Genomic DNA, 14,237 nt, shown 5'->3' with positions numbered 1-14,237 from the left:
GGGATCTCCTTGTGGGAAACGGGTTCACGCGGCGAAGTGGCAGGCCGCGCGGTGCGGCCGGTGGGCGGCGTCGTCGGCCGGGTCGGCTTGGGTGCACAGCGAGCGGTCGGTGTGCACGAGCGGGCCGATCGGGCAGCGCGGGTGGTAGCGGCACCCGGCGGGCGGGTGGTGCGGGTCGGCGGGTTCGGTGTCGGCGAGCGGGTCGTCGGTGTCGGCCAGCAGACTGCGGTGCGCCGACGGCGCCGAGGCGAGCAGATCCCGCGTGTACGGGTGCCGCGGGTCGGTCAGCACCTGCTCGGCCGGCCCGGCCTCGACGATCCGCCCGAGGTACATCACCGCGACGACGTCGCTGACGTACCGCACCACGGCGAGGTTGTGCGAGATGAACAGCATCGACAGCGCGAGCCGCCGCTGGACGTCGCGGACCAGGTTGAGCACGGCGCCCTGCACCGAAACGTCGAGCGCCGAGGTGATCTCGTCGGCGATCAGCACCTGCGGCTGCCCGGCCAGGGCCCTGGCGAGGGCGACGCGCTGGCGTTGCCCGCCCGACAGCTGCCCGGGCAGCATCGCGGCGCGTTCCGGGTCGAGCTGGACGAGCTCGAGCAGCCGGGCCACTTCGGCGCGGCGGGCACCGCGGGAAGTGCCGCGCGGCATGGCCTCGGTGATCGACTCGCCGATCGCCATCCGCGGGTCCAGCGACGAGTACGGGTCCTGGAACACCATCTGCAGCGGGCGGCGCCGCGGCAGCCGCCGCACGTCGACGCCGTCCAAGCGCACTTGGCCCGCGCTGACCGGCGAAAGCCCCACCGCGGCCCGGGCGAGGGTCGACTTGCCCGAGCCGGACTCGCCGACCAGGCCGACGACCTGTCCGGAAGGGACGGTCAGGCTCACGCCGTCGACGGCGGTCAGCTTGCCGTACCGGACGCTCACGGCGTCGAACTCCAAGGCACTCATGCGGCCCCCTCCTCGTGCGACTGTCCGGAAAGGACATTCACCTGTGGGTGCCAGCAGGCGACCCGGTGACCGTCGCCGGCCGGTGCCAGCACCGGGTCTTCGGCCCGGCACCGCTCCGATGCCAGCGGGCACCGGGCGGCGAACGCGCAGCCGGCCGGGACCTGGTCCGGCTCCGGCGGGCGACCGGGGATCACGGCCAACGGCTCGTCGCGGTCCGTGTCGAGGTCCACCGTCGTGGCCAGCAGCGCCCGCGTGTACGGGTGCTGGGCCGGGCTGCCGGTCGGCAGGTCTTCGACCACGCGTCCGGCGTACATCACCAGCATCCGTTCGCACGTCTGGGAAACGACGGCGATGTCGTGGCTGATGAGCAGGATCGCCGCGCCTTCGGCTTCGCGGGTGCGGGCGAGCAGGCGCAGGACCTGCCGCTGGACCGTCACGTCGAGCGCGGTCGTCGGCTCGTCGGCGATGACGAGCTTCGGCTGCCCCATCAGGCCCATCCCGATCATCGCCCGCTGCCGCATGCCGCCGGAGAACTCGTGCGGGTACTGCCGGGCGCGCCGGGCCGCGGCCGGGACGCGCACCGCGGCGAGCCGGTCGACCGCGCGGGCGAACGCCGCCCGCCGCGACAGGCCGTGGTGCTGTTCGGAGACCTCCGCGAGCTGCCGTCCGACCCGGCGGGCCGGGTTGAACGACGTCATCGGGTCCTGGAACACCATGGCGAGCGATGTGCCGAGCTCCCGGTCCGGCGCCTTGTCCACGGGCTTGCCGTCGAACTCGAGCCGGTCCGCGGTGACCACCCCGGGTGCTTCGATGAGGCGCGACACCGCCAGCGCGGTCAGGCTCTTGCCGGAGCCGGACTCGCCGACGACGCCGATCGCCTCGCCCGGGCGGACGCTGAAGCTCACCCCGCGCACCGGCACGGTCCAGCCGCCCGGGCCGGGGAACGCGACCCGGAGGTTCTCGACGACCAGCACCGCGTCGGCGGCGGGTTCGGCCGCGACCGACGAGGGCACGGCCGGCAGCGGTCCGGCCGCGCGCCGCGACGCGCGGGTGCGGACCCCGACCACGCCGGCCACCGTCTCGCCGACCAGGTTGAACGCCAGCCCGGCGACCACCACCGCCGCGGCGGGCGCGAGCGCGGCCACCGGGCTGACGTAGATGCCGTCCAGGCCTTCGCGCAGCAGCCGGCCCCAGTCGTAGTCCGGCGCCTGCACGCCGATCCCGAGGAACGACAGCCCGGCGAACGCGAGCAGCGACGAGCCGGCCCCGATCGTCGCGTTGACGACGAGGGGCTCGCCGATGTTCGGCAGCACGTGCCGGACCAGCAGGCGGACCCGGCCGACACCGGAAACCTTGGCCGCGGCGATGAAGTCGCGGCCGCTCACCGACGCCGACAGGGTCTGCACGAGCCGGGCGAACCCCGGCGCCATCGCGAACGCGATCGCGAGCACCGCGCCCTGGGTGCCGACGCCGAAGATCACCGCGAAGAACAGCGCCAGCAGCAGCCCGGGGAACGCGACCGCGATGTCGACGGCCGCGACGAGCAGCCGGCCCGCCCACCGGGGCAGCACCGACGGCAGCGTGCCCAGCACGACCCCGACGCCGACGCCGATCGCCGTCGCCAGGATCGCGAGCCCGATCGACAGCCGGGTCGCGACCAGCGTGCGGAGCAGCAGGTCGCGGCCGAGGGAGTCGGTGCCGAACGGGTGCGCGCCGGACGGGCCCTGGCCGATGGCGTCGGTGTCGATCGCCGCGGCGCCGTCGCCCCACACGAGCGGGGCGATCACCGCCAGCAGGACCACGACGGCCAGCAGCACGGCCGAGCACGCGCCCACCGGGGTGCGCACGGCCGCCGCCCACGCCGATCCACGTCGTCGCATCTTCTCAGGCCTCCCGAATCGCCGAGCGGGGGTCGAGCAGCCCGAGCACGACGTCGACCAGCAGGTTGACCAGCAGCACGCCGACGCCGTAGACCAGCACGATCCCCTGCACCAGCGGGTAGTCCTTCGTGACGATCGACTGCACGATCGTCGAGCCGAGGCCGGGCCAGGCGAACACGTTCTCCACCAGGACCGTGCCCGCGACCATCGCGGTCAGCATCAGCCCGCCCAGGGTGAGCGTCGCGGTGAGGGCGTTCGGCAGCGCGTGCCGGACGTAGACCAGCCGCGCGGGCAGCCGCTTCGCCCGCGCGGTGCGGACGAAGTCGGCGCCCAGCACGGAAAGCAGCTCGACGCGGATGATCCGGGACAGCACCGCCGCCGGCCCGATCGCCAGTGCCGCGACCGGCAGGACGTACGAACTCGCGTCGTCGGTGCCCGCCACCGGGAACCAGCCGAGGCCGACGGCGAGCAGCGCGACCAGCCCGACCCCGATCAGGAACTCCGGGATGGCGGCCAGGAACACGCTCACCGACGTGAAGCCCAGTTCCGCGCCCCGGCGCCGGCCGCCGCGGGTGAGCACCGCGAAGCAGACGCCGAGCGGGACCGCCACGGCCACCACGACCGCGAAGGCGAGCACCGCCAGCTGCAACGTCGAGGGCAGCCGGTCGCCGATCACCTGCGCCACCGGCTGGCCGCTCGCCATCGACGTCCCGAAATCACCGGTGAACAGGCCGCGCACGTAGTGCCCGTACTGCACCCACAACGGGTCGTCCAGGCCGAGCTCGGCCCGTTTCGCCGCCACCAGCTCGGCGGGCGCGGTCATGCCGAGCGAAGCGCGCACCGGGTCGCCGGGGACCAGGTGGATCATCAGGAACGCCGCGGTGAGCAACGCCCACAGCGAGACGGCGAACCGGGCCAGCCGCCGCGCGGCGAACGCCGGCCACGGGTTGCCCCGCAGGCCGGCGGGCGCCGCCGCCGTGGTCATTTCGCGAACATCCGGATCGAGGTCGGCGTCAGGCTGCCCTGGCTGAGGGCGAACTTCGCGCCACTGGCGTAGAACGGGACGACGGAGTCGAAGTACGGCACCGCGTCCACCCGCTTGACCAGCGCGGTCTCCGCCGCGTTCCAGTCCGCGCAGCTGGCGTCGCCGGGCTTCGAAGCGGCCTGCTGCGCCGCCTGGTCGTACCCGGGATTGCTGATGTGGGCGAAGTTCGTCCCGTCGGGCGCGGCCGGGCCGGAGACGAACGGCACCAGCTGGCTCGGCAGCGAGAACCCGACCGGGCCGAGGGAGACCTCCCACTCGCCGGTGCCGAACAGGACCTGGCTGAGGCCGGGGCTGTCGACCGCCTTGAGGGTGACTTCGGCGCCGAGGGACTTCCACTGCTGCTGCACCAGTTCCGCGGTCGGCGCCATCGTCGGGCCGAGCTGGGTGCCGTAGAGGACGGTCAGGGAAAGCTTCTTGCCGTCCTTGGCGCGGACGCCGTCGGCCCCCTTCGCCCAGCCCGCGGCGTCCAGCGCGGACGCCGCCGCGGCCGGGTCGTGGGCCGGCAGGTTCCCGGTGACGGTGTCGCCGGGGCACACCGCGGGCTCGTTGGTGATCATGCCCTTCGACGGCCGGCCGGCGTCGCTGGTCAGGACCTTGCCGAGCTGCGGGAGATCGAGGGCCTGGGTGAGCGCGCGGCGGACGGCTTCGTCCTGGCCGGGCCGGCCCGCGGCCTGGTTGTAGAAGATTTCCCCCATCGGGGCCGTGAAGTCGGTGTGGAAGAGCTTGCGCGCCTCCAGCCGCTGCCGGTCCGGCCCGTTGATCTGGGCCGCGTTCAGCTCGCCGGACAGCAGCAGGTTCGTGGCGGTCGTCGTGTTCGGGATGACCCGGACGACAACCTTCTCCGGCAGGCCGGTTTCGGCCTTCCAGTCGCCCGGGCCCCACGTGTAGTCCTTGCGGCGGGTGAACGTGTAGTGGTCGTTGGGCACGGCCTCGCTGACGGTGAACATCCCGGTGCCGGCTTCGCCCTTGGCGAGCAGCTTCCGGTCGGCGAGCCCCTTGGCGCAGACGATCGGCACTCCCCCGACGTTGCGGGCCAGGAACGCGTCCGGCTTCCCGCTGGTGACGCTGATCGTGCCGGCCGCGTCCGCGGTCGCCTTGGTGCCGGGCGCGATGTACAGCCCGGCGATGGGCGACTTGTTCGCCGGGTCGCCGATGAAGTTGATGTTGGCCGCGACGTCGGCGGCGGTCAGCGGGCTGCCGTCCGCGCAGGTGAGGCCCGGGCGCAGCGTGAAGGACGCGGTCGTCGTCGACGCCTCCCACTTCGCGGCCAGCCCGGCGACCGGCTTGCCGGCGTCGTCGAGGTTCAGCAGCGTGTCGTAGAGGAACCGGTCGACCTGGAGGGCCACCGAAAGCACCGTCATGTGCGGGTCGAGGCTGCCGGGGTCGGAACCGACGCCGAGGCTGAACGTCTTGCCGTCCACGGGAGTCCCGTCCCCGGCCGCGGTGCCGCCGCCCGATCCCCCGCAGGCGGTCGCGGTGAGCGCGAGCACCCCGAGCACGACCCCCGCCGTCCGAGTCCTGGTCATGGTGTTTCCTTCCGGAGGTGGTCCACGGCGAGGCGGGCGGCCTTGCCGATCGCGGCGTCGACGGCGGGCTGGCGCTCGGCGAGGGAGTCCGCGCGGGTGAAGACGGCGACGGCGAACCGGCGGCCGTCGGGGTAGGACACGACGCCCGCTTCGTTGCGGACCGCCGGGAGCGTCCCGGTCTTGGCCGCGATGGTGACGTCGGAGCCGAAGCCGGACGAGATCCGGTGCGGCCAGATCTGCTGCGCCATGATCGTGCGCACCCGCTCGCACGCGGCCGGGTCGCCGGCGCGGTCGGTCCAGATCGCTTCGAGCAGCGTCGTGACCTCGCGGGGCGTCGACGCCGTCGTCCGCTCCGGGTCGAGCACCGCGAGCTTCCACGTCTGCTCGGGCGTCGCCCCGGCGAACACGGCGTCGAGGTCGGCGTCCTCGCCCGCGCCGAGATCCGCCAGCACCGACGCGAAGAGGTCCTCGCAGCAGCCGATCAGCCGGGTGCGGCGCAGGTCCAGGTCGGCGAGGACGCGGTCGACGGCTTCCTGGCCGACGCGGTGGTAGATGACGTCGGTGGCCGCGTTGTCGCTCATGGTCAGCATGAACAGCGCGAGGTCGCGCCAGCTCATTTCGACGTCGTCCGCGCAGCCCGCGGTGCCGATCCCGCCGATGCGGTAACGCTTTCCGACGCGGGTGCGCTCGGTCTCGTCCAGCCGGCCGGCGACGACCTCGCGGGCGTAGGCGACGGCGACCGGGATCTTGAACACCGACGCGAGCACCACCGGGTCGTCGGCGCCGACCGCCACCTCGCCTCCGCCGCCGATCTCCCGCGCGTGCAGGAAACCCCGCGCGCCGGCCGCCAGGAAGGCGTCCGCGATCCGCCGTTCGACCTTGCTCACGCGCTCACCCGCCGGTCGGCGCGGCCGGTGTGCAGGTACAGCGCGCGGCCGGTGCCGTCGTCGCCGACGAAGGCGTGCGGCAGGTACATCCCCTGCATCGGCTCGGCCAGGATCAGCGTGTCGCCGTTCATCGCGACCAGCTCGGTCTTCTCCGGCTTGGCCAGCTCCGCGAAGATCCCCTTCGGGACGCGCTCGACCCAGACGCGGCCGTCGTCGTCCTGGCTGACCGTGATGTCCGCGACGGACGACGAGTACTCGCCGACGTACCGGGTGGCGTCGATCCGCGGCGCGGCCGGGTCGGGCACCGGCGGCGCGGTGAGCTGGATGCCGGTCAGCTCCTTCAGCAGGTGGCCGACGACTTCGTGGTAGACGGCGATCGGGTTGCCGCCGTTGGTCAGCAGCGCGACGGCGACACCGTGCTCGGGCGCGAGGCGCAGGAAGGCCGACTGGCCGATCGTGCCGCCGTCGTGGCCGACGACCGCGCCGCCCTCGGACAGCGACCAGCCGAGGCCCCACGCGTCGCCCATCAGGCCGAGGTCGGGCAGCTCCACGACGCGTTCCCGCATCGCGCGGGCACTTTCCGCGCTGAGCACGCGGGTGTCCTCCGGGCCTTCGCCGTCGCGCAGGTGCATGCCCGCGAACGTCACGAGGTCACGCGCGCGCATGGCGAGCATCGAGCCGGCCGGGGCGTTGGACGCCGCCAGCGCCCAGACGCCGGCGGGCTGCGGGTCGGCACCGGGCTCGGGCGTGAGGTGGCCGAGCGCGGCCCGGAAGCGGATCGCCTCGTACGGGCTGGCCGCGGCGTGCGTCAGTCCCAAGGGGACGAACAGGTGGTCGGCCAGGCAGTCGTTGTAGGACTTGCCGCGCAGCACTTCCACGACCCGGCCGAGCACGCAGAAGGCGGCGTTGTTGTAGGAGAACATCTCGCCGGGCGCGAACAGCTGCGGGACGTCGCCGAGGGTGGCGACGTACTTCTCGACGCAGTCGGCGCCGCGGCCGGTGTCGGTGAAGATGTCGCCCTCGAAGCCGGAGGTGTGGCACATCAGCTGCCGGACGGTGATATTGGCGGCTGCAACATTGTCGGCGATCTTGAACTCCGGCAGGTACTTGCGCACCGGCTGGCCGAGGTCGAGCAGGCCCTCGTCGGCGAGCTGCAGGGCCAGCGTGGTCGTCCAGATCTTGGTGATCGACCCGATCTGGAACAGCGAGTCGGCGTCGGCCTCGACGCCGGTGCCCTTGTTGAGCACCCCGGCCGCGTGGTCGATGATCTCACCACCGGCGTACACGGCCACGGCCGCGCCGGGCACGTCGTGCTCGGCCAGGACGGCGGGGAACCGGCTTTCGAGCCAGGCGGCGAGTTCGGTCAGTTTCGACATGGTTGCCTCTCGTCCGACGGTGGGGAACCGGCGTTGCGGGGATGCTAGGGCGGGGACCGGGGCGGCCGATTCGTCGAATTCGACGAGACCCGGCGGAACTTTCATCGCGGGGGACGAATCATCGCGGATCGCGCGGCCGGAACCGCCGGAACGGCGCGGCGCGCACCGCCGCGTACGCCACCGCGACCCGGACCCGCGCCTTCGACGTGACGACCGCCGCCTTGAGCGCGTACTCCCGGACCCGCGCGGCCACCGCGTCCACTGTGGTCACGACGCCAGCCAGGACTTGGCGGTGGTGACCTCGGCCAGCCGCTCCGGGATCGGCGTGACCCCGAGACCGGGCCCGGACGGCACCGGCAGCCGGCCGCCTTCGAGGACGAACGGCTCGGTGATGTCGCTCGTGTAGAACCGGTCCGACGCCGAGGTGTCGCCCGGCAGGGTGAAGCCGGGCAACGACGCCAAAGCGACGTTGGCCGCCCGGCCGAGGCCGGTCTCGATCATCCCGCCGCACCACACCGGGACGCCGTGCGCGGCGCAGACGTCGTGCACCCGCCGCGCCTCCAGGTACCCGCCGACGCGGCTCGGCTTGATGTTGACGATCCGGCAGGCGCCGAGCTTGATCGCGTCGGCGGCCGAGCGCGCGGAGACGACGGACTCGTCCAGGCAGATCGGCGTCCGGATGTGCTTGGCGAGCTCGGCGTGGCCGAGCACGTCCTCCTCTTCGAGGGGCTGCTCGATCAGCAGCAGTTCGAAGGGGTCGAGCCGCTGCAGCTGCGGCACGTCCGAGAGCGTGTACGCGGTGTTCGCGTCGACCTGCAGCAGGATGTCGTCGCCGAAGCGCTCGCGGACCGCGCGCACCGGCTCGACGTCCCAGCCCGGCTCGATCTTCAGCTTGATCCGCACGTACCCGGCGTCCAGGTAGCCGCCGACGACGTCCAGCAGGTGCGGGATCGTCTCCATGATGCCGACCGACACCCCGCACGGCACCGAGTCCTTTGTGGACCCCAGCGCGGTCGCGAAGGACACGCCGTGCGCGCGCAGCTCGGCGTCGAGCACCGCCATCTCCAGCGCGGCCTTGGCCATCCGGTGGCCCTTGAACTTCGCCAGCAGCGGCGCGACCTTGTTCGCGGTGAGGTCGTCGGCGGCGAGCAGCGCGGGCACGAGGAAGGTCCGCAGGACGTGCTCGACGCCATCGACGTACTCCGACGAGTAGAGCGGGTCGACCATCGCGCCGCACTCGCCCCAGCCCTCGCCTTCGGACGTCACCGCGCGCAGGAGCAGGAGTTCGCGCTGCGCCTGCGTGCCGAACGACGTCCGGAACGGTGCCACCAAGGGCATCCGGACGCGCAGCAGTTCCACCCCGGTGAGTTTCACGACGACTGCTCCTTCGCGACGACGTACCAGCCGGCCCGATCGAATCCGATGACCGAGGCGCCGTCGGCGAGCAGGCCGCCGAGCACCTCCCGCAGCGCCACCCGCCACGCCCGGCCCCGCCCCGGATCGGTGCGCCGCAGCGCCTCGATGTCCGCCGGCACGGCGACGAGCACGAGCGGCGCGTCGGCGGGTCCGGTGACCGGTCCGCCGCCGGAGTCCGGCGCCAGCGCGACCGCGGCGCCCTGGCTTCTCAGCGCCGCCGCGTCGAAGGGCGCGGGTGCGCCCTCGGCGGCCGACCGCACGGCCGGGCTCGCCAGGTCCCAGACGGCCATGATCCGGTCGGTGTCGCCGGCGCCGTTGATGCCGTCGTTCATGGGGCCGTAGAAGTCGGGCAGGTACTGCTCCGGGCGGGCGGCGAGCTTGGTCAGGTTGAAGTGGGCGTTGCGGCGCACCAGCGGGTCGAACGTCCACGAGATCACCGGGACGTCCTGGCGCAGCGCCCACGCGCGCTGGTGCAGCTTGAGCGCGAAGCCGATGCCACGGCCGTGCCCGGCGGTGGCGACACCGGCGATGTGGCTGTGCAGTCCCCCCTTCGCCGGCCCGCCGAAGAACCCGAAGCAGGCGCCGAGCAGTTCGGGCCCGTCGAAGGCGCCGGCGACGTAATTGCCCGCCGAGACCATGGCCCGCAGCAGCTCGGACGTCACGGGCTGGTTTCCCGGTGCCGGGCGCCAGATCGACTCGAAGAGCCGGGTCACGGCGGTCAGGTCGGCGACCTCGGCCAGGGTCCGGACTTCGACCCCCGAGGCCGTGGCGGCGGCGGTCGCCGCGGCGGCCGCCTCGTCCCGCAGCGGCGGGGCTGTGTTCGTCACGACTTCTGTCACGTCTCCGATCCTCGCCGGAGAGCGGCCGCCGGTCACCGTTGCCCCGCACCGGTTTCACCCCGCGCGTTCGTCGGCGCGGACGAACTCCGTTGCGCCAGCACGGTTTCGGTGAGCGCGGTCAGCAGCGCGGTGCGGCGGGGCAGCTCGGCGACGACGACGTGCTCGTCGTCGGCGTGGGCGCCGCCGCCGACCGCGCCCAGGCCGTCGAGGGTCGGAATGCCCAGTCCCGCGGTGAAATTGCCGTCCGACGCGCCGCCGACCGCGGCCTCGGTGAGCGTCCCGGCCGCGAGTTCGTTCGCGAGCGCGAACAGCTCCGACGACGCTCCGGCGTCCAGCGGCGCGCGGTTGATGCCGCCGGCGATGTGGATCCGGGCGTCTTCGTGCACCGGTGCGAGGCTTCTGATGGCGCGGTCGACGCGTTCTTGTTCGGCGGCGTCCCACACCCGCACGTCGACGGCGACGCTTGCCTTGGCCGGGACGGTGTTCGTCGTCGTCCCGGCCGTCAGCGCGGTCGGCACGACGGTGGTGCCCAGGCCGGGGTCGGCGAGCGCGGCGATCGCGAGGATCTGGTGGGCGACCTCGATGCCCGCGTTGACGCCCTTTTCCGGCTCGAGCCCGGCGTGCGCGGCGCGGCCTTCGACCTCGACGCGGTACAGGGAAACGCCTTTGCGGCGCGTCTTCAGCGCGCCGCCGTCGGCCGAGGCTTCGAGCACGAAGACCGCGTGGCAGCTCTTGGCTTCCTCCTCGATCAGGGTGCGGGAGCGCGGCGAGCCGATTTCCTCGTCGCCGGTGACGAGGATCGAAAGGCCGTCGCGGTCGGGCAGCGCGGCGGCGGCGTGCAGGGCCATCACGACCCCGGCCTTCATGTCGAAGCAGCCGGGTCCGCGCAGGATCCCGTCGCGGACTTCGAAGGGGTGCGTGCGCAGGGTCCCCAGCGGCCACACGGTGTCGTGGTGGCCGAGCAGCAGGACGCGCGGGTCACCGTCGCCGAACCGCCAGCGCAGGTGCGTGCAGCCGTCGGTGACGATCCGTTCGGGCTCGACGCCGAGCAGGCGGCGGCCGATCCCGGCGACGACCTCGGCACTGCGCGCGACGGCTTCGTGGTCGGCCGAAGGCGATTCGCACCGGACGAGCGCCTCGATGTCGTCGATCACCGCGGCTCACCCCGCAACGGCTTGCCGGGCAGCGCGTCGGTGTTCAGGGTTCCGTCGCGGACCACGGGGACCCCGGCGACGTAGAGGTGCCGGACGCCGGCCGACGGACGGGTCGGGTCGGTGTAGGTCGCGGTGTCGGTGATCGCGGCGGGGTCGAGGACGACCAGGTCGGCGTCGGCGCCGGTACCGAGGTGGCCCTTGCGGCGCGCGGCGGGCGCGACGTCGTCGAGGAGCCGCGAGGGCAGGTAGGAGCACCGGCGGAACGCTTCGAGCCAGCTCCACGCGCCGGTTTCGCGGACCATCAGGCGCAGGGTCTTCGCGAAGGTGCCCGCGGTCCGCGGGTGCGTCGTGCCGCCCGGGGGCAGCGGCCACTCGGTGCTCTCGGTGCGGCCGTCCTTCCAGTAGACCGGCATCGCGTCGCTGGCCACCACGGCGTCGGGGAAGGCGAGCGCCTGGTGGAGCAGTCCGCGGTCGCGGGGGTCGGCCTCGTCGAGGAACTCGAGCAGGCAGGGCGCGCCAGGGTCTTCTTTTCGCAGCTGCCGTAAGCGGGCTTCGTCGCGCACCCGCTCCCCCGTCTCCAGGATGACGACGCTCGACGGCTTCAACCCCTTGAGCCGCAGGCGGTCCGGCTCGATGAAGGCGGCGCCGACGGCCGTGCTGCCCGCGCCGTAGGGGTAGGCCTCGACGGTGACACGCGAACCCTCGCTCCGGGCGGTTTCGAGCGTGGCGAGCACGCGGTCGATGTGGTGGCCGGAGGTGCTGTTGACGTGGCAGTGGTGCATCGCGGCCCCGGTCTCCCCCGCGGCGGCGACGATTTCCACGGAGCCGTCGACCGGGATGGCGGGATCGACCTCGACCAGCTCGCGGACGTGGGTGTAGGTCGGCACGCCGGCCTTCGCGGCGAGGTGCGCGACGGCCAGGAACTCGCCGGGATCCGTGGCGGGCGCGTAGCCCATGAGGATGCCGATGCCGAGGGCTCCTTGTGCCAGTTCGCCTTCGAGCAGCGCGAGCCAGGCTGCGAGTTCCTTCTTCGAGGAACTCCGTTGCCACTGCGGGTTCCCGAGGATCGCGAGGCCGCTGTCGATGCTCGCGTCGGGCGCGATGTTCGCGAGGACCTGCGCCCGGGCGGCGCCCCAGGACGCCGAAAAGCCGTAGTGCAGCGGACGTCCGGCTTTCGCGGCTTCGGCGTAGGCACGCTCGATCGGCATCAGGCCGGCTTCGAGGTCGAGGGCGGTGGTGACGCCGTCCATGGCCTGCAGCCGCTGCCCGGCGACGGAGTGCACGTGGCTGTGCAGGTCGACGAACCCGGGCCCGACGACGAGCCCTTCCACGTCTACTTCGATGGCCTCGGGCGCCCGAAGGCCGGGGCCGACGGCTTCGACCGTGCCGTCGTTCAGCAGGACGTCGGCGACGCCGTCGAACCCGCTCCCGGGGTCCACGACCCGGCCGCCCCGCAGAAGTGTGTGCACCCGTCCGCCTCCTCGTGGTCGCTTCCCGGCGACGTTAGGAGGATTTCCGGCGGGGCCGTTCGTCCGCGGCGACGAATCGGGGCGGCGGGGTTCAGCCGGGCGGACGAACGGGGTCACTGAGGCAGGCGTGGTCACCGGCCGAGAAGTGAACGGCTCCGGAAGCCGGCCGGAGTGGGAGGGGCAGCCGCGGGCTCCCACCGGCACCGGTGCAAGCCGGCCCGGGGAGATCACCGCGCGGCGCGGTTCAGCCGGGCGGACGAACCGGGGTCACCGGGGCCAGGAGGAGGCCGGTGATCGCGTCGATCAGCCCCGTCCCCGCGTCGTCCCACGTCGCGCGCGGGGTCGGCGTGCCCTCCGCCAGCGCCCGCTCGCGCTCGGCCACCATGTGGATCATCAGCTGGCGGGCCATGTCACTGCGCTCCGCGCGGACGTCCGGCGCCAGGCCGTCGAGGCAGCGGTTCAGCCCCTCGACCGCGCGGGCCAGCGCCGGGGACGACAGCGACTCCTCGGCGATGATCTCCCGCAGCGCCGGGTCGGTCATCACCTGGGCGCTGAACCGGGCGAACCACGTCGGGGCGCCCAGCTCGCGCAGGTACATCGTGCTCGGGAGGACCAGGCAGGCCACCCAGGCGCGCAGGTCGCCGTCGCCGTCGATCGCCTCGACGAGCTCCGCCCGCAGCCGCTCCATGCGCTCGGCGTGCCGGCGGACGATCGCGCGCACTAGATCGACCTTCGTGCCGAAGTGGTAGTTGACCGCGGCGTTGTTGCCCTGCCCGGCAGCCTCGCTGATGTGCCGGTTGGACACCACCTGCACCCCGTGCTCGGCGAACAGCCGCTCCGCCGTCACCAGGATGCTTTCCCGCGTCGCACTCGCGCGGGCCGCCTTCACGTTCATTTCGGAACCACCTGATCATCCACTGGCCCCCCACCTTACGGAGCCGCCGCGCTGGCGAGAAATCGGCGGACCGTGGCAGAACAGCCACTGGCCGTCCGGGTGCCGCGTTCCTAGCGTGGTCGATCATGATCGCAGTGCTCGCGCCGATCCTGATCGGCCTTCTCTACGTCGTGCTCAACTCCCTCATCGCCGAGCCGCACCGGCGGAAGTTCAACGCCGTCATGGTCGGCGGCGCGGGCGCGGCCTACCTCTCCGGCGGCGCGCTCGGGCCGTGGGAACTGCTGTTCTGCGCGGTCATGACGTACGTCGCCTTCCGCGGGCTCGACTCCTGGACGTTCATCGGCATCGGCTGGCTGCTGCACACCGGCTGGGACGTCGTCCACCACCTCAAGGGCCAGCCGATCCTGCCGTTCGCGCACGACTCGTCGTTCGGCTGCGCCTTCTGCGACCCGGTCATCGCGATCTGGTGCTTCACCGGCGGCCGGTCGGTGTGGCACCGGGCCCGGCGGGTTGGCGCGCCGGAGCCGCGGGTACTCGGGTGAGCATGAGCACCGACGTCGAACGCGCCGCGCACGCCTTCTGCCCGCGGTGCCACCCCGACCCGCAACCGGGCGAAGTGCTCGTCGCGCTGTGCGGTGCCCGGCACCCGTACTACGGCCGCCGCGACCGGCCGGTGAACACCTGCCCGGCGTGCGTCCGGCTGGCGTCGGAGCCGGTCTACGCGTGCGGTCACCCCGGGGGCTGAGGGGCGGTTGTGTGAGCGCGAACAAGCGGCTAACGTGAGAATCCTTCACGA

General features: G+C 73.1%; 14 protein-coding genes. 2 read left to right on the top strand and 12 right to left on the bottom strand.

What is annotated here, in order from left to right:
- Nucleotides 1–24 precede the first annotated feature (24 nt).
- The 12 genes from ABFJ78_RS10530 to ABFJ78_RS10475 all read right to left on the bottom strand — a co-directional run bounded on the left by ABFJ78_RS10530 (nucleotide 25) and on the right by ABFJ78_RS10475 (nucleotide 13,441).
- Entirely contained in the window at nucleotides 25–954 is a 930-nt protein-coding gene (locus ABFJ78_RS10530; protein ID WP_436385705.1) for an ABC transporter ATP-binding protein, read from the bottom strand.
- On the bottom strand, nucleotides 951–2,834 hold the full coding sequence (locus ABFJ78_RS10525; protein ID WP_436385704.1) for a dipeptide/oligopeptide/nickel ABC transporter permease/ATP-binding protein: 1,884 nt from the start codon (nucleotides 2,832–2,834) through the stop codon (nucleotides 951–953). Before ABFJ78_RS10525 ends, ABFJ78_RS10530 begins: the two co-directional genes overlap by 4 nt.
- Nucleotides 2,835–2,838: 4 nt before the next feature.
- The gene (locus tag ABFJ78_RS10520; RefSeq protein WP_436385703.1) at nucleotides 2,839–3,819 is read right to left on the bottom strand and encodes an ABC transporter permease; all 981 of its coding nucleotides are present in this window, start codon (nucleotides 3,817–3,819) and stop codon (nucleotides 2,839–2,841) included.
- Nucleotides 3,816–5,405 (bottom strand): ABC transporter substrate-binding protein, encoded by a 1,590-nt coding sequence (locus ABFJ78_RS10515; RefSeq protein WP_436385702.1) that lies wholly within the window; start codon nucleotides 5,403–5,405, stop codon nucleotides 3,816–3,818. Before ABFJ78_RS10515 ends, ABFJ78_RS10520 begins: the two co-directional genes overlap by 4 nt.
- Nucleotides 5,402–6,292, bottom strand: coding sequence for a serine hydrolase (locus ABFJ78_RS10510; protein ID WP_436385701.1), 891 nt, complete (start codon nucleotides 6,290–6,292; stop codon nucleotides 5,402–5,404). Before ABFJ78_RS10510 ends, ABFJ78_RS10515 begins: the two co-directional genes overlap by 4 nt.
- Entirely contained in the window at nucleotides 6,289–7,668 is a 1,380-nt protein-coding gene (locus tag ABFJ78_RS10505) for a serine hydrolase domain-containing protein (protein WP_436385700.1), read from the bottom strand. Before ABFJ78_RS10505 ends, ABFJ78_RS10510 begins: the two co-directional genes overlap by 4 nt.
- Nucleotides 7,669–7,786: 118 nt before the next feature.
- Nucleotides 7,787–7,939 (bottom strand): hypothetical protein, encoded by a 153-nt coding sequence (locus tag ABFJ78_RS10500; RefSeq protein ID WP_436385699.1) that lies wholly within the window; start codon nucleotides 7,937–7,939, stop codon nucleotides 7,787–7,789.
- Nucleotides 7,936–9,042: an o-succinylbenzoate synthase gene (menC, locus tag ABFJ78_RS10495; protein ID WP_436385698.1), complete on the bottom strand. Its 1,107-nt coding sequence runs from the start codon at nucleotides 9,040–9,042 to the stop codon at nucleotides 7,936–7,938. The genes ABFJ78_RS10500 and menC overlap by 4 nt, the downstream gene beginning before the upstream one ends.
- Complete coding sequence (locus ABFJ78_RS10490) at nucleotides 9,039–9,923, bottom strand: GNAT family N-acetyltransferase (RefSeq protein WP_436385697.1); 885 nt, start codon at nucleotides 9,921–9,923, stop codon at nucleotides 9,039–9,041. The genes menC and ABFJ78_RS10490 overlap by 4 nt, the downstream gene beginning before the upstream one ends.
- A 32-nt stretch (nucleotides 9,924–9,955) precedes the next feature.
- Complete coding sequence (locus tag ABFJ78_RS10485) at nucleotides 9,956–11,077, bottom strand: M20 family metallopeptidase (RefSeq protein ID WP_436385696.1); 1,122 nt, start codon at nucleotides 11,075–11,077, stop codon at nucleotides 9,956–9,958.
- Nucleotides 11,074–12,546 carry an amidohydrolase family protein gene (locus tag ABFJ78_RS10480; RefSeq protein ID WP_436385695.1) on the bottom strand — a complete coding sequence of 491 codons (1,473 nt, stop codon included), beginning with the start codon at nucleotides 12,544–12,546 and terminating at the stop codon, nucleotides 11,074–11,076. Before ABFJ78_RS10480 ends, ABFJ78_RS10485 begins: the two co-directional genes overlap by 4 nt.
- Before the next feature lie 244 nt (nucleotides 12,547–12,790).
- On the bottom strand, nucleotides 12,791–13,441 hold the full coding sequence (locus tag ABFJ78_RS10475) for a TetR/AcrR family transcriptional regulator (protein ID WP_436385694.1): 651 nt from the start codon (nucleotides 13,439–13,441) through the stop codon (nucleotides 12,791–12,793).
- A 125-nt stretch (nucleotides 13,442–13,566) separates the two neighbouring features.
- Between ABFJ78_RS10475 and ABFJ78_RS10470 the strand changes: the two genes are divergently transcribed.
- On the top strand, nucleotides 13,567–13,983 hold the full coding sequence (locus tag ABFJ78_RS10470) for a DUF6010 family protein (protein ID WP_436385693.1): 417 nt from the start codon (nucleotides 13,567–13,569) through the stop codon (nucleotides 13,981–13,983).
- A gap of 2 nt (nucleotides 13,984–13,985) precedes the next feature.
- Nucleotides 13,986–14,186 (top strand): hypothetical protein, encoded by a 201-nt coding sequence (locus ABFJ78_RS10465; RefSeq protein WP_436385692.1) that lies wholly within the window; start codon nucleotides 13,986–13,988, stop codon nucleotides 14,184–14,186.
- Nucleotides 14,187–14,237: the final 51 nt, after the last annotated feature.

It is taken from the genome of Amycolatopsis sp. MEPSY49 (assembly GCF_051337345.1).
Classification (GTDB): Bacteria; Actinomycetota; Actinomycetes; order Mycobacteriales; family Pseudonocardiaceae; genus Amycolatopsis.
The sequence above is the reverse complement of the archived record's forward strand: the minus strand, read 5'-3'. Positions and strand labels throughout refer to the sequence as shown.